This window comes from Rhizobacter sp. OV335, from assembly GCF_900142965.1.
In the GTDB taxonomy this organism is placed as follows: domain Bacteria; phylum Pseudomonadota; class Gammaproteobacteria; order Burkholderiales; family Burkholderiaceae_C; genus Rhizobacter.
Map to the genome: position 1 here is coordinate 78,953 of NZ_FRCQ01000014.1, position 21,099 is coordinate 100,051.

The 21,099-nt window shown below is 72.4% G+C and carries 16 protein-coding genes; all 16 read right to left on the bottom strand.

The annotated features are described in order from the left end of the window. Positions 1-2: 2 nt before the first annotated feature. Positions 3-3,755, bottom strand: coding sequence for a DUF6519 domain-containing protein (locus tag BUE42_RS16185; protein ID WP_073466137.1), 3,753 nt, complete (start codon positions 3,753-3,755; stop codon positions 3-5). Positions 3,756-3,776: 21 nt separating this feature from the next. Next, entirely contained in the window at positions 3,777-6,152 is a 2,376-nt protein-coding gene (locus BUE42_RS16190; protein WP_073466138.1) for a hypothetical protein, read from the bottom strand. After that, a complete protein-coding gene (locus BUE42_RS16195) occupies positions 6,149-8,914 on the bottom strand; it encodes a baseplate J/gp47 family protein (protein WP_073466139.1) in 2,766 nt (921 codons plus the stop codon). Before BUE42_RS16195 ends, BUE42_RS16190 begins: the two co-directional genes overlap by 4 nt. Then, entirely contained in the window at positions 8,911-11,484 is a 2,574-nt protein-coding gene (locus BUE42_RS16200) for a baseplate J/gp47 family protein (protein WP_073466140.1), read from the bottom strand. The genes BUE42_RS16195 and BUE42_RS16200 overlap by 4 nt, the downstream gene beginning before the upstream one ends. Next, a complete protein-coding gene (locus tag BUE42_RS16205; protein WP_073466141.1) occupies positions 11,484-11,870 on the bottom strand; it encodes a GPW/gp25 family protein in 387 nt (128 codons plus the stop codon). The genes BUE42_RS16200 and BUE42_RS16205 overlap by 1 nt, the downstream gene beginning before the upstream one ends. Further along, the gene (locus BUE42_RS16210) at positions 11,867-12,163 is read right to left on the bottom strand and encodes a hypothetical protein (protein WP_073466142.1); all 297 of its coding nucleotides are present in this window, start codon (positions 12,161-12,163) and stop codon (positions 11,867-11,869) included. Before BUE42_RS16210 ends, BUE42_RS16205 begins: the two co-directional genes overlap by 4 nt. 7 nt (positions 12,164-12,170) lie before the next feature. Next, on the bottom strand, positions 12,171-12,890 hold the full coding sequence (locus BUE42_RS16215) for a phage baseplate assembly protein V (protein ID WP_073466143.1): 720 nt from the start codon (positions 12,888-12,890) through the stop codon (positions 12,171-12,173). Continuing rightward, on the bottom strand, positions 12,890-13,993 hold the full coding sequence (locus BUE42_RS16220) for a hypothetical protein (protein WP_073466144.1): 1,104 nt from the start codon (positions 13,991-13,993) through the stop codon (positions 12,890-12,892). Before BUE42_RS16220 ends, BUE42_RS16215 begins: the two co-directional genes overlap by 1 nt. A gap of 5 nt (positions 13,994-13,998) precedes the next feature. Further along, entirely contained in the window at positions 13,999-14,271 is a 273-nt protein-coding gene (locus BUE42_RS16225; RefSeq protein WP_073466145.1) for a hypothetical protein, read from the bottom strand. Between the two features lie 435 nt (positions 14,272-14,706). Beyond that, positions 14,707-15,396: a hypothetical protein gene (locus tag BUE42_RS16230; protein ID WP_073466146.1), complete on the bottom strand. Its 690-nt coding sequence runs from the start codon at positions 15,394-15,396 to the stop codon at positions 14,707-14,709. Continuing rightward, the gene (locus BUE42_RS16235) at positions 15,397-15,651 is read right to left on the bottom strand and encodes a hypothetical protein (protein WP_073466147.1); all 255 of its coding nucleotides are present in this window, start codon (positions 15,649-15,651) and stop codon (positions 15,397-15,399) included. Then, the gene (locus tag BUE42_RS16240; protein WP_073466148.1) at positions 15,648-17,774 is read right to left on the bottom strand and encodes an ATP-binding protein; all 2,127 of its coding nucleotides are present in this window, start codon (positions 17,772-17,774) and stop codon (positions 15,648-15,650) included. The genes BUE42_RS16235 and BUE42_RS16240 overlap by 4 nt, the downstream gene beginning before the upstream one ends. A 6-nt stretch (positions 17,775-17,780) precedes the next feature. Then, entirely contained in the window at positions 17,781-18,944 is a 1,164-nt protein-coding gene (locus BUE42_RS16245) for a Pvc16 family protein (protein ID WP_073466149.1), read from the bottom strand. Positions 18,945-18,947: 3 nt separating this feature from the next. Further along, complete coding sequence (locus BUE42_RS32235; protein ID WP_073466150.1) at positions 18,948-19,796, bottom strand: hypothetical protein; 849 nt, start codon at positions 19,794-19,796, stop codon at positions 18,948-18,950. Next, on the bottom strand, positions 19,793-20,581 hold the full coding sequence (locus tag BUE42_RS16255; RefSeq protein WP_073466151.1) for a hypothetical protein: 789 nt from the start codon (positions 20,579-20,581) through the stop codon (positions 19,793-19,795). The genes BUE42_RS32235 and BUE42_RS16255 overlap by 4 nt, the downstream gene beginning before the upstream one ends. A gap of 6 nt (positions 20,582-20,587) precedes the next feature. Continuing rightward, entirely contained in the window at positions 20,588-21,097 is a 510-nt protein-coding gene (locus BUE42_RS16260) for a phage tail protein (protein ID WP_073466152.1), read from the bottom strand. Positions 21,098-21,099: the final 2 nt, after the last annotated feature.

Below are 21,099 nucleotides of genomic sequence, written 5' to 3' on the forward strand. Positions count from 1 at the left end.
GTTCACCCCTGTGGCTTGAAAAGAAGGGCCGTGACCAGGCTGCGACTCTGGCACTGCGGCCCCGGGTTCAGCACCTGGTTGCCATACTGCACCTCGGCCACAGCCGGGCTGGAGGTGTTGGCAATGATGCAGTGGTCGCCCTGGTTGAAGCTGGTGTTGTTCAGCCGTATGCCCAGCGTCATCAGCGAGGCTTGGGTCTCCTGGCCGCGCTCGCTCAGGCGGTTGCCGATCACCAGCGCGGCGTTGCCGGTGAGCATCGCATTGGCCAACAGATGGTTGGTGTGCAGGCAGAAGCTCTGGTTCTGCTGCCAGCTCAGGTCGTCCTCCGCCGTCACCCAATGGCAGACCGCGCTGGTATTGCGGGCGCCGGTGCGAAGCTCGTTGCTGTGGAACAGCACGTTGCCGGGCGGGATGAGGTCGGCCACCGCGGCATCGCGCTGCGGCACCAGCAGCACCGGTGCGGCATGGAACGAGCCGAACGCTGCGGCCCGTGAGGCACCCGCCGGTGCCGCGGCCGGCGCGGCGGCCGCAGCGCGGTCGAGCGCCACGCCCGAGGTGTCGATCACGTTGCTGGAACGCAGCAACTTCATGCCGGCCGGCGATTCGGTGACGCCTCCCAGGTCGTACAGGTAGACGGTGCCGGCCAGGCGCTCGTAGACGCCCAGGCCCGACAGGTCGCTGCTGAAGGCGTTGTCGGTGCACAGCACCGGCCCGAAGGCCAGCATGAACAGCGCCTGCCCGACAGGTTGGTCGACCACGTTCTCGTGGATGCGCGCGGCCGGCCGTCGGGAGAAGGTCAAGCGCCCCTCGCCCTCGGCCGGGCCCAGCACCTCGAAGTTGGTGACCCACTTGAAGAAGATGCCCCCGCGCAGGCCTGCGACCAGTTCGCGCGACGTGGCGTCGGACGTCAGCGGGCCGTTGTCGACGATCCGGTTGTGCGTCACCTCCGCCTCGATGGCCTTGTTCACGAAGATGCCGCACACCGGATCGGCGCCGCTCGGTCCGTTGCGCTCGATGACGTTGTCGACGATGGCCAGGTTCTGCACCAGGCCGAGCGAGATGCCGCCGAGGCCCTGCTTCGCCGCCCGCGCGCGCAGCACGTTGTCGAACGGGTTCAGCAGGCAGCCGCGGATGCGGTTGCCGCGGATCGCGAGGCCGACCACCGGTGTGCCCAGGCTCTCGGCGGCCGCCGCCAGCACGCTCAGCAGCCTGGCCGGCTGCTGCACCGCGGCGGTCGCGATGCCGATGCCCGACAAGCCCATCGCCTCGATCGCGTTGCGCTCGATCGCGATGTCGTACAGAAAGCCCGAGTCCTCCGGCAGCGGCGTCTGGTCGGCCTTCAGCACGACGGTCAGCTGGAAGAAGCGCTGGTTCGGGTCGTCCTGAACATCGAGCTTGTCGATCGACAGCGCCGCCTCGCCCTCGCCGACGCTGAACTTCGCCGCCACGCTGCCGAACGTGAACTCGCCCTTCGCGTCGCTGGGCTGCGGCGTGATCACCGTGCCGTCGCCCAGGTTGGTCAGCGTCACCTGCACGCCGGCCATCGGCTTGCCGTCGGGGCCGATCACGAGCCCGCGCACGATCGACTCGCGCGGCAGCGTGAAGACCGGAGCCTCCTCTTGCGGCGGCGCCGCCGGCGGCGTGCCGCCCAGCGTGACGCCATTGCCCGCCCCGCCGGTCACCGCGTTCTCCAGCACCGTCACGCGCTCGCTGCCGCCGCCCAGCTGGATGCCGCCGAGCGCCCGGTACGGCTGCAGCAGCAGGATCAACGGCGGCAGCAGCAGCGTCCACACCGCGTTCACGTAAGTCACGAACAGCCGCGGGTTGAAGTAGACGATCTCCAACTTCGCGCACGGGTCGTTCGGGTCCAGCGGGTCCGGCTCGGTCGGCACGTCGAGTGGCGGCATCGCCGGCGCCGGCACCAGCCGGATGTCGTTGCGCTCGATCAGCCCGTCGTCGCCGGCCAGGTAGATCGCCACGTCGCTGCCGCGCTTGTCGAGCATGCGGATGCGGTTGTCGTGGATGTGGATGCCGCGCACCTGGCGCGCCCGGATCGCGTTGGTGCAGGCCAGGATGCGGTTGTGCGCGATCTCGATCTCGCTGCACGCGCCGCGCTGGCTCGCGCCGACGACGATCGCGGTGCCGCCCAGCGTCACCAGGTCCATGTGCTCCAGCACCACGTTGTGCGAATCGCGCACCGTGAAGATCGGCTGGGCCGCGCCTTCCTTGCGCGGGATCACCTTGGTCTTGGTGTCGCAGCCCTTGATGCGCACGTTGCTCCGGCCATCGATCACCGCGTTGGTGGTGTGCAGCCCCGGCAGCAGGCAGATCTCGCCGCCGCTGGCCGGCAGGTGCTGCAGCGCCTCTTCGATCGAATCGAAATCGCCGCGGCTGCTGCGCCCGTCGCCGACGTTGAAGGTGCAGCAGATCTTCTGGTTGGTCAGCGGCCGGAAGATGCGCCGGCAGTCGTCGATCTCGCCGTTCGCGAAGCTGATGTCGACCGGCGGCGGCCCGCTCCAGTTCAGGATGCCGAGCGCGACGCGGTGGTGCAGGATGCCTTGCGGCGGCGCCTTCACCGGCCACGGCGCCGGCTCGAACACCGCGCCCGCGGCGCGCACCGGAAAGGTCCAGTAGTCGCCCGGCAGGTAGTTGGCGTTGCCGGCGCTCGCGGCGTCGAGTTCGACGCGGATGCCGTCCTTCAGCTCCACCGGGTTGGCGCCGCCTGGCGGAAAGTCCTGCACCAGCTCGATGCCGTTCCACAGCCGGAAGAAGCCGCTGGACGGGGCCACCGCCGGCCACACGCCCTGCACGTTGCTCAGCGCCAGCACGCCGTCCTGCGACAGCGTCGCGTCCGCGCTGAGCCGCACGCTCCAGCCGCCGCGCGCGGCGTCCGGCGCCAGCGCTTCCAGGTAGAAATCCTGCAGGCCGCAGTGGTTGATCATCTGGTCGTTCGCGGTGATCGCGAGCGTCGCGGTGCCCGGCGCACCGGCGGTGAAGAGGCCGCGCCCGACCAGCCCGCCGTTCCATTGCGACCACTTGAAGCGGGCTCGTCCGGTGCTGTCGGGGTCAGCGATCTCGATGCGGTACAGGTAGTGCTCGAGGCCGGTGTAGCCGCCACCGGCCTCCAGCGGGCAGTCGCCGGTGATGTTCAGCACCGGTGCCGGCGACACCGTCAAGCGGCCGCGAGAACCCAGGTCGTCGGCCAGCCCGGCCGCCGCGCTGCAGTCCTCGTTCGGCCCCAGCCGCAGCAGCTTCAGGCTGATGTAGGCCTGGGTTCGCTCGGTGGTGTCGGGCCCGCCGAGGGCTGGCTCGATCAGGTGCAGCGGATCCTGGAAGCCGCTGAGCGTGTCTTCCCAGGCCTCCAGCACCACCAGGTCGCGCACGCCGTCGGCGATGGTCTTGGCAGTGGCGGTGGGCGACTGGAACGGCGGCGCGAAGTAGCTCGCGAGGAAGCTGGCCGGCTTGTCCAGCGTCAGCGACAGGCCGTCGGCCCAGGCGCGGCCGGCGTCGAGCCGGACCTTGACCACCGCGCCATCGGTGCTGGCGTCCAGCACCTTGAAGGCCGCGGTGCCCGAGACCGGCACCGCCAGCACGCCGGCGCCGAAGGTGTCGCGCCCGACCGCACTGCGCCAGGTCGCCGCGATGGCCGCGGCCTCGTTCCAGTCGCGGTCCAGCAGCACGCGGCCTTGCTGGTGCAGCACGCCGCTGTAGTGCGGAGGCGGATCGGTTGGAAGGAAAGAGAAGTCGCCCTTCATGGTGAATTCCTCAGGTGAACTTCAGGTGATCGGAATGAGCACCGGCCGCACGCCGACCGGCATGAACTCGCGCAGCCGGATGCCGATGTTTTTCCACTTGTGCGTGTTGAGCCGGTAGCCGAAGGCGCCCATCTCGTCGCTCGCCGGGCCGTCTTCGAGCACGCGGCGGTCGCAGTCGAGCCGCAGCTGCGCATAGCCCGGGCGGCCATGCCACTCGGCGGTGAAGCGCAGCCGCGCGTCGGCGGCGAACACGCAGCCGACGTGCTGCGGCAACCGGTCGTGGTCGCCGCGGAACCAGCAGAACTTCAGGCAGCTGCCGACCAGCCCGGGTGTCGCGTCGACGGTGTGGCTGTCCTGGTTGTCGTGCACCTCCAGCCGGTGCACGAACAGGCCGCCTTCGCCGTGCGCCGTCTGCACCCGCGTGCGGCCGAAGCAGGTCAGGCCGTGCAGCGTCAGGTCGGGCCCCCAGGCCAGCTCCGGGTCGCCGCTGGCGGCGCCGATCGCGAGCGCCGGGGTCGTCGCGACGATGCCGCTGCCGGCGTCGACGATGCTGTCGGTGAGCGTCAGCCGGTAGCCGGTGTCGACCGCCAGCGCGCCGGTGATGCTGCGCTCGATGCCGATCTCGGGCACCTGGTCGAAGGCATCGGCTTCGGCCGCGCCGAGCCCGAAGTCCCCTGTCAGGCGCAACGCGGTGCGCGGGTTGGCGCGCTTGCCGTTGACGCTGCCGTCGAGCACCAGCCCGCCACCCGGATCGAGCGTGCAGCCGGCGATGCGCAGGCCGCCGAGCGCCGCCTGCATCACCAGCGCATCGCCGTCCGCGAACGCGGCGTCGGGCGTCAGGTACAGGCCTTCGAGCACCAGCGCAAGCTGGCCGATCTCGGGCGCGCCGGCGCCACCGACCTGCGTCGGCCGCGCGCGCAAGGGTTGCACCAGCCGGATCACCGGCCGCTCGCCCTGCGCGCTGCGGATCCACAGCGCATGCGCCAGCCGCAGCGACCGCACGCCGGCGTCGTTGCCGATCGCCGCGACGGCCGTGAGATCGAGCCGGTGCGTCTGGCTGTCGTTGATCTCGATCACCAGCGGGCGCAGCCGCGTCGGCAGGTTGTCGAGCGCATGCTGCAGCGCGAGCGGGTCGGTGAACCAGTCGATGCGCAGCAGGTCGTAGGCCTGCTCGTCCGGCCAGGTCGTCGGCAAGGGCGTGCGCAGCGCCGGTGCCGGGTGCGCACCGGTCGGCCCGGCCAGGCCGTAGGTGGCCGAGACCAGCAAGCCGTCTCGCAGCGGCTCGGCCTGCAGCGTCGGGTCGGCATCGGGCGTGCCGAACACCAGGCGGCCGCGCTCGGGGTCGATCGCCACCTCCCACTCGCGCAGCGGCGGTGCGAGGCCGGTCTCCCACGCGCACAGGTTCGCGCCGCGCAGGCGCCAGGCCCGGCCGACGAACGGCACTTGCGGCAGGTGCAGCACCAGGCCGACCGCGCCGTGGCCGGGGCGCGCGTCCTGCGCCACGGCATAGGTGCGCAGCTCGACATAGGCCTCGGGCCGGCCGGCGGGCGTGCCCTCGGTCAGGCGGGCGCGCGGCATCGGGCCGGGCACCTCGTCCTCGGTGCCCAGGCGCGGCGGGTCGCGGTCGGGCTCGAAGCGGTGGGTGTTGAACAGCGGCCACGGTTCGCCCTGGGCCTGCACGTCGAAGCGCACCGCGAGCGCCGCGGTGTCGGGGAACAACGGTGCGGCCGGCACCGTGGCGATCTGGCGGAAACGCGGGCGCGACAGCGGCACCTGGAAGTCCTCCAGCCGCCACAGCATCACCGCGAGGTTCGGCAGGTTCCAGCCCGACAGGCCGGCGGTCGGCGGCTTCACGTCGACGACACGGGCGAACGGGTCGAAGGCCCCGCCCACCAGCGACAGCAGCGCCGGGTCGCGCAGCGTGGCGGTGCCGCCGCGCACCGCCGACGCGATGTCCAGGCGCAGCCGCAGCGGCGGCGTGCCGCCGGCATCGGGCCGCTGGTGGTTCAGGTGCTGGTTCCAGGCCAGGCGTTCGCGCATCTCGACCGCATGCGCGGCCCAGCCGGACAGCGTGAACACCTGCGACTCGACCGCGCCCAGCGTGCCCTTGCGGCGGCGGTGGAACACGGTGCGCGCGACGTCGGCGCGCAGCGTCCACGGGTCGCCGGCCAGCCGCGAGGTGCCGAGCAGGTCGACGAGGTAGGCCACCACCCAGTCGTCGCAGTGCTCGATGAACAGGTCGTGGTACTGCGCATCGGTGCGCGCATGCAGCGCGGCGAAGGTCTCCTCGAGCGCCCCGAGAAAGGCGGCCAGCTGTCCCGGCGGCGACTGCTCGGTGTCGCGCATCCGGTAGACCTCGGGCAGCCGCTCGAACAGCGGCAGGCGCGGTGAGCTCATGGTGTCACCCCTTCCTTGTCGGCCGCGAGCTGCAGTTGCAGCGATGTGCTGTCCAGCGCCAGCACGCGGTCGCCGGCACAAGTGAGCGAGCGCTGGGTCGCCGGCACGTTCGCGAGTGCCAGGCCGAAGCCGCTCGACAACCACACCAGCCGCACCCAGGCCACGCCCGTCACCTGCTGTACCGCGGCGACCACCTGCGAGCCGTGCACGCCTTCGCCGAAGCGACGGCGCTGCCAGCTGAAGAGGCCGCGCGAGTCGTCGATGCCTTCATCGCCGCTCGCGCCCAGCGCTTCGAGGATCAGCGGGCGCAGGTCGTCGGCGCGGCGCAGCGGGTCGATGCCGACCACCAGCCGCAGCGCGACCGGCGTGCGCGCGCCCTGCACCACCAGCAGCGGGCAGCGCGCGGCGCCGCGCGCCCGCACCGCCGCGCGCAGCGCATCGGCGGCGGCGGCGGCATCGGCCGCGGCGGCACTCGCGGTCAGCAGCGTCACGCGCACCAGCGGCGAGCCGTCGACCAGCGTCCACGCGGCGCGCGCCTTCAGCACGCCGGGGATCGCCAGCGCCTCGGCCTCGTGGTCGGCCAGGCTGACGATGCGGCCCAGGCTCTGCATCGTGCCGGGGGCGGCGATGCGGGCACCGTCGGCGCTCTCGGGCGCGGCACCGCCGGTGATCGGCTCCAGCAGCAGCGCGGCGTCCAGGCCGGGCAGCTTCTTGTCGATGGCCGGCTTGGCATCGGCCTTCAGCGGGCCGTGGGCGCCGCTGCCACTTCGCCACACTGCCACCACGTTGCCGCGCCCCGAGCGCAGCCGCGCGCCGCTCTTGCCGTCGCCGAACTGCACCCAGCTCTTGCCGGCGTCATCCTCACGCACGATGTACACCCGGTCGCCAGGCCCCCGCCCGAACAGGCTGTCGACGGCAGTCCACGCGACGCCGTCGACCCACACCTGCAGCTGCGGCACCTGCGGCGGCGCGAGCGTCGGGTCGAGCAGGTACGTCAGCGGCGCCTTCGGCAGCGCGAAGGTCTGGAACACCGCGCGCGCATCGCCGTCGCCCAGCGTCGCCTGCGCCTCGGTCTTGCCTTGCGTCGCGTCGACCAGGTTGCCATGCACGGTGACCGGCGGATCGACGTGGCCGAACTCGGCGTAGTCGACCTCCGCATCGAGCAGCACGCGGTGGAACTGCGGCTGGTCGGCATCGACGCCGCCGCTCTCGACCGACAGCGCGTTGGCCGCCAGCCGCTGCGCGCCCGGCCCGGCGAACAGCAGCGCGCGCTTCGCGAGCGTCGCGGCCTGCTCGGCCGTGCCGTGGAAATGCAGCTCGGTGCCACGCGTCGCCGCGGTCGGCACGAACTGCGCGCGCAGCTGGAACGGCTCGCCCTGCACCTCGTGGATGCTGATGCCGCGGATGTCGGCATAGGCCAGTGTGCTGGCGCCTTCGCTGAGGGAGAGGTTCTCGTCCAGGCTCAGCACGGTGCTGGCGCCGCTCAGCGGGCCCCAGGCAAGGGATTGGCGATCGAGCTGCGCGACGCGACGCGCCAGCAGCCGCTTGCGGCCCGACCCGCCGCTGCTCAGCGCGCTGAGGTTCGCCTCGACCAGCACGCGCGTGCCGGCCACCAGGCTGCGCACCTCGCCATCCAGCGGCAACTGGGCCGCCGTCAGCGCCGGCACGGCCGGCGCATAGGTGCTGCCGTCCAGGCGCCGCACATAGCTCATGTCCTTGGTGCTCGCACGACCCTTGGCATCCACCACGACCTGCGTGGCCGGCGCGCTGTGCCCGAAGTGGCGGTGCGTGCCGCCGAGTTTCCAGGCCTGCAGGCGCGGCGTCGACGCGAGGGTCGGCACACCGAGACCGGCACCGAGCAGCGCGAACGAGAGGAAGTCGATGCTGGGCGTGAACAGCTGCAGGGTCGTGAAGCTGCTGGTGAACAGGCTCGTCGCGGGCGCGAACGAGAAGGCAGTGGAGACCGATGACGCCAAGGACAGCGCCGGCGCACTGAAGAACGCCGACACCGCCAGGCTGAACACCGGCTTCTTCAGGCTCGTCAGCGCGCCCTTCATCGTCAGCACCGTGTCGCCGAAGGCCTGCTCGACCTTGTCGACCACCAGCACCTGCAAGTGGTCGAAGGACTGGCCGCCATCGCGCGCCACGCCGACCATCAACCGGTCGCCGGCTTTCAGCGTCGGCGCCGCGTTCGCATCGAGCACCAGCGTGAACACCGTCGCCCCGTAGCGGATCTCCGGCGCACGCCGCGGCCGGTACAGCCGGAAAGCCGACAGCGCCGGCCACGCGAGCAGCTCGCGCGCGGTCTCGAACACCGCCGGCGGGTCGGTCCCGGCTAGCTGCGCCTTGACGCCCAGCCCCGCCGGCAGCAGCACCGGCCGCTCGCCCTTCACGGTGAACGCGAAGCGCCCGCGCCCGCCCAGCCCCGGCGCGAGCCGGTAGCCCAGCAGCCGCACCAACGGCGCCACGCTCTCGCGCCACTTCGCGGTGCCGAGGTACGCCTCGTTGGCGTACAGGTCCTGGTAGAAGCTGAGGATGTCGCCGACCTCGGCCGCCGCCTCGACCAGCGCGATGCCCGGGTCGTCGGTGCCGCGGTGCGTCCAGTCGGCCAGCGCGGGCGCGGCGTCGATGCAGCCCAGCATGTGCTCGCGCAGGTCGGCATAGCTGCCGATGCGGTAGTCGATCGTCGACAGCCCGGGCCGGTTGCCGATCAGCTTCGGAAACTCGACGGGCCGCTTGCAGTCGTTGTCGCAATTGCTCATCGCCGGCCTCCGGTGATCTCGAAGCGGATGCGCCCCGTCTCCAGGTGGTCCGGGTCGTTCGCGACGACCAGGATCTCGAACGGGCCCATCGCCAGCTTGTCGGCATAGGCGGTCGGCAGAGCAGCCGGGTCGATGTCGATCACGGTCAGCCCGCCGCCGCTGCCGGGGTTCCAGCGCCGCATGCCCAGCCGCAGCACCCGGCCGATGCCGGTGACCGCGAGCGCGCGGCCGATCAGCTGGCTCGCGTACAGCGGCTGGCCGAAGGTCCACGCATCGGGGTTGAAGAAGCCGCGCTCGCCGCGCGCCGTCCAGCCGTCGCCGAAGGCCTGTTCCAGCTCGGCGCGCAGGTCTTCGGGCCAGTAGGCCGGCTGCGCGCACAGCGTCAGCGTGATGTCCAGCGGCACATACGTGGCCGGCCGCACCTCGAGGTCTTCGCCGATCAGCCGCACCGCCTCCAGGTGCTCGGCGATCGCCGCGCGCAGCGGCTCCCCCAGCACCGTGCTGCCCGCAGGGTCGATCACCACGCGCACGCAGCGCCAGCTTCCGGTCCAGGCATAGCGCGCGCGGGCATGGGCCACGCCGGGCAGCTCTTCGGCGCGCTTCGCGTAGTCGGCCAGCGTCACCGCGCGCAACTGGCGCTGCCGGTAGGCCTCGGGCACGCGCCGCACGATCTCCGTGGCGGGTTCAGGGTCCCGCCCGTTGTCGACATCGAGCGGGTTCCAGACCCGCAGCACCGCGCCGCCCGGGTCGCGGAAGCCGGTGAGGCGGTCGGCACCGACGTTGCCTGAACGCCCCTGGCCGACGCGCCAGCGGCAGACCACCGCCGCGCCCTCGGCCAGCGCCGCGCCGTTGGCGCCGTCGCCGAAGCGCAGCGAGCTGCCGCCCAGTTCGTCGGTCTCGACGATGAAGTGCTCGTCGTCGCCCTCGCTCTCGATCAGGTCCGACTGCTCCTGCCAGAACGCCGCGCTGCCCTGCACCCGCACTTGCGCCGTGCTGCGCGTCGGCACCTCGCCGCCGGGCGGCGTGTCGCGCCAGGCCAGCGGCGCCGCCGGCAGCGGGCACAGCACGCCGCGCCGCACGAGTTCGCTGCCGCGCGGGCGCAGCACCACCTCGTACGCGGCCTCGTCGCTCACGACCAGCGCATGCTCGTCGAGCGGGCCCAGCGGCGCGCCCGGCGCACGGAAGGTGGTGATGCGCGGGCGGCCCTGCGTCACCCGGACCAGGTTGGCGTGGAACACGCTCACGTCGTGCACCGGCACTTCGTTGCAGTCGCAGGTGAAGCAGACATTGCGGCGCAGCGCGTCGTCGTCGCGCCAGCGCACCCGCACCAGCCACTCGCCGGTATAAGGATCGCGCAGCGCCTCGGCGCGCGGCAGCGAGCCCCCCAGCGGCAGCAGGCGCAGCAGCTGGCGCTGGTCGGCGCGCGCGCCGTTCGGCAGGCCGGTCTCAGGGTTCAGCACCTCCTGCACCAGCAGCTGGTCGACGTGCACCTCGACGTCGGCCGCGGCCACCGCCTGGCTCGCGTGGGTGCCGAGGAACAGGTCGCGCAGCGCCTCGGCGCCGGCCTGCGTCAGCGGCGCGGGGCCGGTCAGGTCGGCCTCGGTGCTGCCGGCGGCGAGCGCGCGGGTGGTGTCGCCCCAGGTGTACAGCCGCAGCCGGTTCAGCAGCGCGAAGCAGCGGCGGCGCCAGCGCACGCCGTCGCGCGGCATCGCGAAGACCACCGCATCGGGCGCGGCCCATTCGTGCCCGGTCCACGCGCCGAACTCGTCGTTGGGCCCCGCTGGCAGGTCGGGCGTGCCGGCCACCTCCAGCGCGAGCCAGGTGCCGGCCTGGTTGCCCTGGTGCACGTGGTAGTCCATCAGCCGCGCGTGGCGGGCCAACGAGACCCGCTTGCGCGCGCTCGCGATCGAGCGCTCGGCCAGCACCCGGTCGTGGTAGTCGGCCTGCTCGTCGGCATCGGCGGCGATCAGGTCGATCAGCACCTGGTCGAGGTCGGCCTCGCTGGTGACCTGCCAGCCCGGCACGCGTCGCATCATCGCGGCGATCAGCACATGGCGGAAGGAGTCGTAGTCGCGCGCCAGGTAGTCGATCGCCGGCTCGTCGGGCGGCGGCTTGAAGCTGCTGCGCGGCGTGCAGCCGAGGTTGAAGCAGCCGGGGCGGAACTTGAACGGCAGCGCATTCAGCAGCGGGTCCATCGCCAGCGGCAGCGCATTGCCGGGCGCGGCCAGGCCGTCGGCGGTCGTCGACAACAGGTAGGTCGAGTAGTCGCCGACCGGCGCGATCTTCAGGCGCAGCGTGCTGGCGTTCGCGCCGGCCTGCACCTCGGTGACTTCGACCGCGCGCGCCGGGTTGCCGCCACGCGCCCGCTCGGCACCGCGCACCCGGAACGCGGCCTTCGGCGGCAGCGGCGCCAGTGCGCCGTCGTTCCAGAACTCCAGGTCCAGCCACGCGAACGTGGGCTTGGCCACCGCCTCCAGCGTGACGTAGGCGAGCCGGAAGCCGTTCAGGCCCTGGGTGTCGAGGTCGCGGGCGCGGTCCTCGAGGCGTTCGTCGTCGTGCAGCACGGCCATCACAAGGCTCCCTGGCGCTGGAAGCGCACCTGCTTCACCTCGCCGGTGGCGATCACGAGGTAGCGCAGGTCGACGTTCAGCGTCGCGTCGATCGCGCTGACGTCCAGCGCCTGCACGCTGACGCGCTGCCCGAGCCAGCGCGACAGGTTGCGGCTGAGCAGCGCCTTCGTGATGCCGGCGGTCGCGTCGTCGTTCTGGTGGAACACCATCCGCCGCAGCCCGGCGCCGAAGCCCGGCAGGAAGGGCCGCTCGCCGGGCGCGGTGAGCAGCAGCTGGATCAGTTCGCCGCGCACGTGCTCGGGCAGGTTGATCGGCGTGGCCGTGCGCCCGTCCGGTCCGATGTGGAACGGGAACGCGAGGTGGCGGCCGTGCGGTTGCCGGTTCATGGCAGGTCGGGCCGGTAGGTGCCGACCGTGAAGGCCATCGCGTGGTGGTGCGTCGTCATGCCCGAGTCGCCACTGTCGTCGGTGGTGATCAGGTCGACCCGGTGGTCTTCGAGGAACTTCAGCACGCCCTGCGCGATGGCCGCGAACAGGATCTGCCGGTCCTCTGCGCCCTCCTTGTCGGGCAGCTCCTCGCCCTTGGTCAGCTTCCACTCGTTGTGCATCGCGGTGTCGATGTACTGCGCGAGGCTGTCCGCCATGTTGTCGGTCTGGCCGGCCTTGAGTTGGTTTGCCATGGCGGCCTCAACCGGTGGTGACGCGCGTCGACAGCAGCGAAGGCTTCGCGGGCGAGAACGGGGTGACGGGCGCCATCGGCGTGACCGGGATGCCCATCACCGTCTGGCCGACGTGCAGGTGGGCGTTGAAGATGCCGACCAGCTCGGTCAGGTAGCTCACCAGTGAATCGCCCAGGACCAGCGGGTGGCTGGCGCCATCGGTCAGCTCGATCGACGGCGCCTCGACCACCACCTTGGCGGTCGACTTCACGGTGATCAGGCCGTCGTTGACGCTGATGGTCAGCAGGTTGCTGCCGTCGCCGTCCGACAGCGTCAGCGTGTTGGCGTCGTCGTCCAGCGCGACCAGCAGGCCTTTCTCGCTGCGCAGGATCTTCAGCGTCGGGGTCGCGGCGCTGCCCTTCTCGTCGGCCGGCATGTCGTCGGTGCCCCACCAGCCGCCGGACCAGATCGGCCGCGACGGGTCGCCGGCCTCGAACTCGATCCACACCCCCGCGCCCACCGGCGGCACGGCATGGAGGCCGACGCCGGGGCCGGCGTACGGCGTGCATGGCGTGGCCCAGGGCGTCACCACGTCGGGACCGAAGACCTCGGGCACCTGCGCCTTGACGCGGCCGATCGCGGACGGGTCATCGACGTCGCTGACGATGCCGCGGTACTTGCCCCAGTGGCGCGAGCGCGACTGCGACGCGAGGTCGACCACCAGGCGTTCGAGGCTGCCGGTTTCCATCAGAAGAGCCCTCCAGGCAGGCCGCCGGAGCTGCCACCGCTGCCGGCCGAGCGCGCATTGCGGTGCAGCGAGAAGCGCTGCCGGTAGGCGCTGTCGTTGAGCACATGGGTGACGTGCCCAACCAGGTAGTCGCCCGACAGGAATCCGCCGACACCGCGCACCCGGATCACCTCGTAGGGCTGCAGCACGCCGGCGTAGTCGTTGGCATCGAGCTCGCCGCTGGCGGCCCAGGCCCAGGACGACAGGTCGACCGCGGCGGCGGTGGCGGCGTCGAGGTCGGCCTGCTCTTCGCGCGTGCCGGTGAGCAGCGCCGTGCCGGGGGCGGCGAGGTCGTGTGCCGCGCTGTCGCCGAGCGGCAGCTGGCTCGATGCATCGGCGTTGCCGGCCAGCACGCTGCGGTCGGCCAGCGCGACGCTGCCGGCCTGGCTGGCCAGCGGGCGCAGCGCGTCGAACTGCGCCGAGAAGCGCGCCACGTTGCGCTTGTCGCCCACCAGCAGCAGCTCGGGCAGCGTGCCGGGCGCGAGCTGCAGCCGCTTGAAGGCGCCGATGCTCAGCCCCGGCGCTTCTCCCGGCTTGACGTACGCGAACATGCCGAGCCGCCGCGCCAGCTCGCGCAGCAGCTGCATGCCGGTGCCGCGCTGCACCACCACGCGCTGCAGCGCCGCGCCGGCATCGGGCGTGCTGTCGACGTCAGGCGTCAGGCCGGCCTCGGCGTAGACGCTGCTGACGATGTCCTGCGCCGCCATGTCCTCGAACAGCTGCACCTTCTCGTCGCGGTTCAGCAGCACGCTGTCGTCCTGCACCACCAGCGTCACGTGGCTCTGGTCGGACTGCGCGCTGAGTTCGTAGCGGTTGCCGACCACCGGCCCGTCGATCAGCGCCACGAAATCGGCATCGGCCACCTTGACCTCGACGCGCACGCGCGCCCAGTCTTCCTCGGCGCCCTGCCAGACGCCCTGGTCGCTGGTGCCGACCGGCCAGTCGAGTTCGGCCTCGGCCGCGATGCCGATGCCCTGGTCGATGCGGATCTCGGTGAAGCGCGCCAGCTGCTCCACGCTGGCCGGCGCGTTGTCGAAGAAGACCCGGAACTCGGCCTTGGCCATGGTGCTCAGCCCCGCGGCAGGTTGATCGGCCGGCCGACCGGCTGCAGCAGCGTGCCGGCCTCGAGCTCGGCGTTGGCATCGGCCACGTGCCAGTAGCGGGTGGCATCGGCATAGCGCTGCTCGCTGAGCGCGTCGAGCTGGTCGTGCGCGCGCACGGTGACCGGGTCGCCCGGTGTCTCCGGCAAAGGCCGCAGCTTGACGGCCGCCACCTCGGCGCCGGTGCGGTCGAGCACGGTCACCGTCGGCAGGCCGTGGTAGCGGGAGTTCGGCAGGAACATGGCAGGTCCTTTCAGGAGGCAGCTCGGTCGGAGCACAAGAGGTCCCCGAAGGAACCCGGCGCTCGCAAAAAAAACCGTTCGCCCTGAGCTTGTCGAAGGGTCCGATCGTCCTGAGCCTGTCGAATGGCTTGAGCTTGTCGAAGGCCATGCGCGCTTCGGGCACAACCCTTCGACGGACGGGCCCTCGACAAGCTCGGTCCCTGCTCAGGGCGAGCGGGTTTTGTGCAGCGGCAAGGAATCCCCGTTCGCCCTGAGCCTGTCGAAGGGTCCGACGGAGCCCCCGCCCGATCGGACTGAGCTTGTCGAAGTCCTGCGCGCGCCAGGCACACCCCTTCGACGGACAGGCCCTTCGACAGGCTCAGTCCGAACGGATGTGCGCTCACCCCGAACGGTGCTTCGTTGCGAACGTCGAGTGCATTCATGGGCTTGGGGTGTTCAGAAGGGAATGATGTCGAGCGCGAACTCGATCACCTTGGCCAGGTTGAGCGTGGCCTGGGTGTCCTTGACCATCTGCGAGTACTGCCAGGCGCCCTCGCCCACCGCGTCGTCGGCCGGCGCCTGGCTGGAGACCTGCATGCCGATCTTCACTTCGGCCTGGATCGGGTTCAGCAGCACGTCGTACTTCTGCTCGGTGATGGTCATCGAGGTGATGCTGACCGGCAGCACGCGCGACGGCCCCCAGATGAACAGGATGCGCGGCAGCGGCACGCGCGGCACCGGCTGCGACGGCGGGTCCTTCTTCGGGCCGGACAGTGCCGAGCCGATCGCGTCGATCGCCGCGCCGAGCAGGCCGCCCGGCGTGGTCGGCGGGTAGATCATCTTCTCGAGCGCCGCGAGCTGCGGGCCGACGCCGAAGATCCGCGGGATCGCCGACACCACGCCGCCGGCGCCCAGGTCGTCGGCGGACGAGAACTGCGCGCTGACCTCGAAGCTCTCCGATGGCGGCGCGGCGGCCGAATGCGATTCGGTGCGCGGCTGCGCCGACGCGGCGGGCGGCGGCGCCGGGATCGCGATGGTGCGCGTCATCTGGTCCGGGTTGAACTGGAACACGACGATGTTCGGGATCGGCCCGAGCAGGTTGATGCCGTACTCGACCAGCACGCCGCGCAACGGGAAGAGTGCCATTCAGCGGCCCTCCCCGCCGAGCGCGAGCAGGCGCGCGGCGATCAGGTCGGCGATGGCATGGGCATCCCGCTGCGCGCCCGCCGGCGCGTTGACGACGCCCAGGTCCAGCTGCGCGGTGTCGGCCAGGCCCTGCAGGCCGGCGTGCCGCGCCAGCGCCCGCTGCAGCGCGCCCTCGATCGCCTCGGCCAGATCCGCGCCGAGCAAGCCCGAGCCGCCATGCAACGTGATCGACAGCCGCGCGATCTCGAGGCTCATGGCGTGCTCTCCAGCAGCGGTGCGTAGCGCCCGAACTGCTCGCGCCCGGCGACCCGGTTCATCTTCTCGAGCTCGCGCCGCACGGCGCCCAGCACATGCACCATGTCGACCCGCGCCTCGGCCTGCGGCGCGCGCCCGGCAGCGATCAGGCAGGCGTTGAACGCAGCCGAGCGGATGTGCCCGCCGGCCAGCTCGAACTGCTGGCCGAGCCAGCGGCAGTCGAGCGAACCGATGTCGACGCGCGCCGGAAAGGCCTGGCGCCACAGCCGCTCGCGCTCGGGCACGCCGGGCATCGGGAACTCGACGATGTGGCGCAGGCGCCGCGTGAAGGCTTCGTCCAGGTCCTTGCGCCGGTTGCTGGCCAGCACTGCCAGGCCCTTGAAGCGCTCCATGCGCTCCAGCAGGTAGCTGATCTCGATGTTGGCGAAGCGGTCGTGGGCGTCGCGCACCTCGGTGCGCTTGCCGAAGAGCGCATCGGCCTCGTCGAAGAACATCAGGCAGTCGCTGGTCTCGGCCGCGTCGAAGATGCGGCGCAGGTTCTTCTCGGTCTCGCCGATGTACTTGTTGACGACCTGCGACAGGTCGATGCGGTACATCGGCAGCGCGAGCGTCTGCGCCAGCGCCTCGGCCGCCATCGTCTTGCCGGTGCCCGGCGGGCCGCAGAACAGCACCGACAGCCCGCCCTCGTTCCAGGCCCGCGCGGTGCCCCAGTCGTGGTGCACGCGGCCGAGCGCGCCCATCGCGTCGACGATCTCGCGCAGCTGGCTCGCCTGGTTCGCGGGCAGCACCAGCTCGTCGAGGTCGAAGCGGGTCGCCACGGCATTCGCCAGGCCGTCGAGTTCGAGCCGCGCCTCGGCCCGGCAGACGGCGAACAGCTCGCGTGCGCCGGCGTCCGGGCCCAGCCCGCAGGCGGCCGCGGCGACGCGCGCGAGCGGCCGCTCGGCGAGGCGGAAACGGCGTGCCGCTTCGGGCCCGGCGGCGCGCACCGCCGGGGCCGCTGTCGCGAGCGCCTGCACGAGTTGCGCGGTGCGCGCCGGCGTGTCGAGCGGCGCGACCGGCCAGGCCGGCAGCAGCAGTCCCGGTGGCACCCCGCGCAGAGCAGCACTGCCCTCGCCGACCGGCAGCATCCAGCGCAGCGGCAGCGCCGAGATCGGCGCGGTCCAGGCACCGTCGGCGGCACCGGCGCAGCAGCGCTCCTGCCAGTGCTCGGGCAGCAGCAGGTCGCAGCCTTGCAGCCAGGCCAGCGTGGCGATCCCGCCGAGGCCGCGCTCGGCGGTCACGCCATCACCGACCCCCATCAGCCCGCGGCCGCAGGCCTGGGCCAGCGTCTGCGCCCACGCGGCGAAGTCGGTGCCGTGCGCGCCTTGCAGCGGCAACACCTGCATCGCCGACGGTGGGTCGCAGCGCAGGCGCGCGAGCAGCGGCTGCAGTGCCGGCGGGATCTCGCGGCGCGGCGGCAGGTCGTCGTCCGCGGTGAACGTGGCGAAGGGTTCGAGCAGTGCCTGCGCCACCCGCGACGGCATCTCCAGCGGCTGGTGCCAGTCGAGCGCGTCGCGCCCCGGCGGCAGGCTCAAGAGGCCGTGGCGGAACAGCGCATGGCCGGCATCGGCGCAGGCCGCGATGGCCAGCGGCTCGTCCCACAGGCGCTGCGCCAGCGCGAACGTCGGCCACGGGCGCGACGCGTCGTTCAGGCAGGCGGCGCAGACGGGTCCGAGCGCGGCATCGGCGCGGCCCGCCAGCGCACACGCCAGCACGAACTGCGCGGCCGGCGTCAACCGGCATTCGGCGGCGATCCAGGCCCAGTCGCCACGCCGCGCGCTGTGCTGTGGCGAGGGCGCCAGCGCGGCCAGGCAGTCGTCGAGGTAGCGCGCGGTCGGGTCGGCGTCGAAGAAGCGCCGCTTGTCGTCGCGGAAGCGCAGCAGGTCGAGGCTGTCCTGCGCCGGGTCGCCGGCCGCCGGCAACGCGCCCGGCGCCGGCTGGCTGACGCCGCGCTGGTGCCAGCACCAGGCCACCTCACGCCGCAGCCGCAGGCTGACCTGGGCCAGCCAGAGCGCGCACAGCGGGTCGTCCGGACCCAGCTCGGGGTTCAGGGCCGGCGGCAGCAGGAGTTGCGGCGCGTTCATCGCGGCTCAGGTCCAGGCCAGCGTCGGCGTGTCCAGCGCCTGCTCGCCGTTGACGCGCAGGATCACGCGGTAGGCCGGATCGGGCGGCAGCGCCTGCACGTCGCTGACGGTGAAGCTCAGCGCGGTCGGCGTGCCGCCGGGTTGCGGCTCCAGCAGCAACCGGGCCTGCCCATCGAGGTACAGCGCCGCATACGCGGCCGCGAGCGGCCCGCCGAGCTGGCTGCCGGTGACCGTGAAGCTGCCCGACAGCTTGCCCAGCTGCGGCACCAGCGGCCCGTTCAGCGCAACGCCGGTGATCTTCGGCAGCAGGTGACCGGCCAGCGCGTTGCTGCTGAACAGGTGGCCGTCGGGCAGCGTGCGCGCCGCACACACCGGGTAGGTGCCGGCGGCATTGGTGTCGGCCAGCGGGATCGTCGCGCCGAGGCCACCGTCGGCGGTCGGCGTCGCCGGGTACGCGGTGGCGCCGATGAAGACCTGGTCGCAACCGGCAAGGTCGCTGCCGCGCAGCACGAAGGCCTGGCCGGCGGCGAAGCGCTCGGGCTCGATCGCGCTGATGCGCGGCCCCATGCCGGGCAGCACGCTGACGCCGGTGTACAGCTGCGGGGGCGGCAGCGCCGGGCCGATGGTCTGCACCGGCAAGGCATAGGCGGGCGCCGCATCGGTCGAGGCCAGCATCACCGGGCGCACCTGGAACGCGGCCGACACGCGGTACTTCTCGTCGCTGCCCTGCATCACCTTCGACAGCATCTCCACGTCGGCCTCGTCGAAGCTGATGCGCAGCGGATCGGGGTTGCTCGCGAGCACCACGTTGGTCGCCGCGGGGCGCAGGATGCTCATCGCGTTCAGCGCCACCATGCCGCGGCTGAGCAGCTTGTGCGCGAGCGGCGAGTCGCTGTCGGTGCCGTCGAACGCGGTCAGCAGGTAGTGCAGCACCAGCCACACCGGTGGCGCCTGGCCGTCGTCGAGCGCGCGGTTGCGCAGCTGGCCGTCGATGCCGACGCGGTACAGGAACAGGTTGAAGCTGCTGCCGCCCGAGCCGGACGAGGCGGCCTTGCTCGCCTCCTCGGGGCGGCCGACGGCCACCGCGTTGATGCCGGTGCGCACCGCGAGCTGCACCTTCAGCAGCTCGCTGACGGCGCCGATGGCTTCCTGGCTCGCGGCAAGCGACATGGCTCAGCTCCAGCGCAGGTAGTGGCGCTGCGGCGAGAAGCGCGGTGCGGCGGGCGCCGGGGCCGCGGCGGCCGGTGCGGGGCGAGCGGCGGGGGCGGCGGGCGGTGGCAGGCGCACTTCGAGCGAGACGGTGCCGATGTGCACGTCCGGGCGCGCGGGGGTGTCGCGGCGGGACGGGGCCGGCGGAACCAACGGCGTGGCGACGGCGTCGGCATGGACGACCGGGGACGGCGCTGCGTCGATCGAACGGAGGGGCGAGCCGGCGATGAGGGCGGGCATCGCGCGTGCCGCGATGTCGGCCGTCGCGTGGGCGGCGGTCTGCACGGGGAGCGTCGCCTGCAGGTCGAGCGCGTCGACGGATCGCACGGCGGAGGGAGTCGACACACCCGCCTCCGATGGGATGCGCGTCTCGGTGTGGATCGTCTGCAGCCCCGGCAGCGCGGTCTCGATGCCAGGCAGCGTCGAGCTCACCGGCTGCGCGAGCGATGGGGTCAGCGACGTGGGCAATTCGCGGCGAGGCGCGGTCGATGACAAGGCCTGCGTCGGGGTGCCCCGCACCGGCGCCTCGCGACCCTGCGGTTCGCTCCGCGCCGGCATCGATGCAGGCAGAGGCATCGCGGACGACGCCGCCGGCAACCCTTCGCGCTGCACCGTCGGTCCCGGCGCGCTCGACACCGCCTGCTCGACCCCACGCGTCGCCTCGGCGGGGGCCGATGCCACCGGCCGCGCCACGCCGACCGGCACCGACTCGACCTCCACCACCTGCTCCAGCGGCGCGACCGCCGACGCAGCCCGCGGCGCCGCCGCGACCGGTGCCGCCTTGGCCATCAGCCGCGCGAAATACCCGCTCATGCCCAGCTCCCCGCGCCGTCGATGCGCCGCAGATACTGCGCACGCCGCCAGCGCGGCAGCGCCAGGATCTCGGCCTCGCTCCAGTGAAAGGCGCCGGCCAGCCGCGCCACCTCGTCGAGCAGCACCGCCTGGCGCCCCGCGAAGCCGGCCAGCAACGCCGCCTCCAGGTCGCAGGCCACGTCGTTGACCTGGCCACAGGACGGGCAGCCCGCCTGCAGCCGCAGCGCCGTCAGCGGGTCGTGCGCTTCGAAGGCGTCGTCGAGTGCGGGCAAGGCGTCGGCGCTCCACGGCACGCCTTCTTCCACCGACCGGTCGTCGATCGCCTCGACGAGCGTGCGGGCGAGCGCCATCGGCGACAGCGACGCACGGTCGCGCCACTGCCGCAGGTCGCGCCCGCATGGCAGGCGCAGGCGGAACTCCACGCCCTGCGCATCGCGCCACGCAAAACGCGGCGCGGCCGGTTCGCTGCCGAGGCTGGCCACGTCGAGCGGCAGCGCCATCGGCTCGCCACAGGCCCCGCACGGTGCCTGCAGTTCGAGGCTCGCGTCACCCGCTGCCAGGCGCACCGCGATCAGCCCGTGCAGGCGCCGGTTCAGCGTCCAGTCCCAGGCCTCCTCGTGCTGCAGCGCACGGCCGTCGCCATCGCTCAGGCAGGCCGCCAGCACCGCCGTGGTCGCGCTGCCCGGTTCGGCCGCGTCGAACACGACCGCCACGTCATCGGCGCCGCTCCCGAAGGCGCGCGCCTGCCAGCCGGCGGTCGATGACGCAAATGCCACGGCGTGCATGGCCGCTCAGCCCGCCTCGCTCGGCTCGGGCGTGTCGACATCGCGCGCCCAGCCTTCGAGCTCGATCTTCAGGTGCTCGATCGCGGTCGCGTTGGCGTTCGCGTCGAGGTCGGGCAGCGTCGTGAACTCGCTGACCCAGCAGCGGAACAGGAAGTAGCGGATCGCGACCTGGCTCTTCTCGTTCAGCACCTCCAGCGTCAGGTCTTTCTTGTAGCCGGCCAGGTCCATCGCCGAATCGCCGGCGTAGCTGGACACCGCGTTGGCCCATTTCTCGAACTCCAGGTCGTGGGTAATGCCGCGCTCCAGCGTGACCGCGTCGTACGACGAGCGCCCGGGCGACTTGTGGTCGTAGCTGTTCTGGCCACCGCTGCGGTGCTTGACGACCTCGGTGGTGCGCTTCAGCGAGCCGACCTTGGACACGCCGAGCACGGTCTTGCCGTCCCACAGCACCCGGAACTTGAAGTTCTTGTAGGGGTCGACGCGCGTGGCGTTGACGACGAAGCCTGTGTTTGCCATGG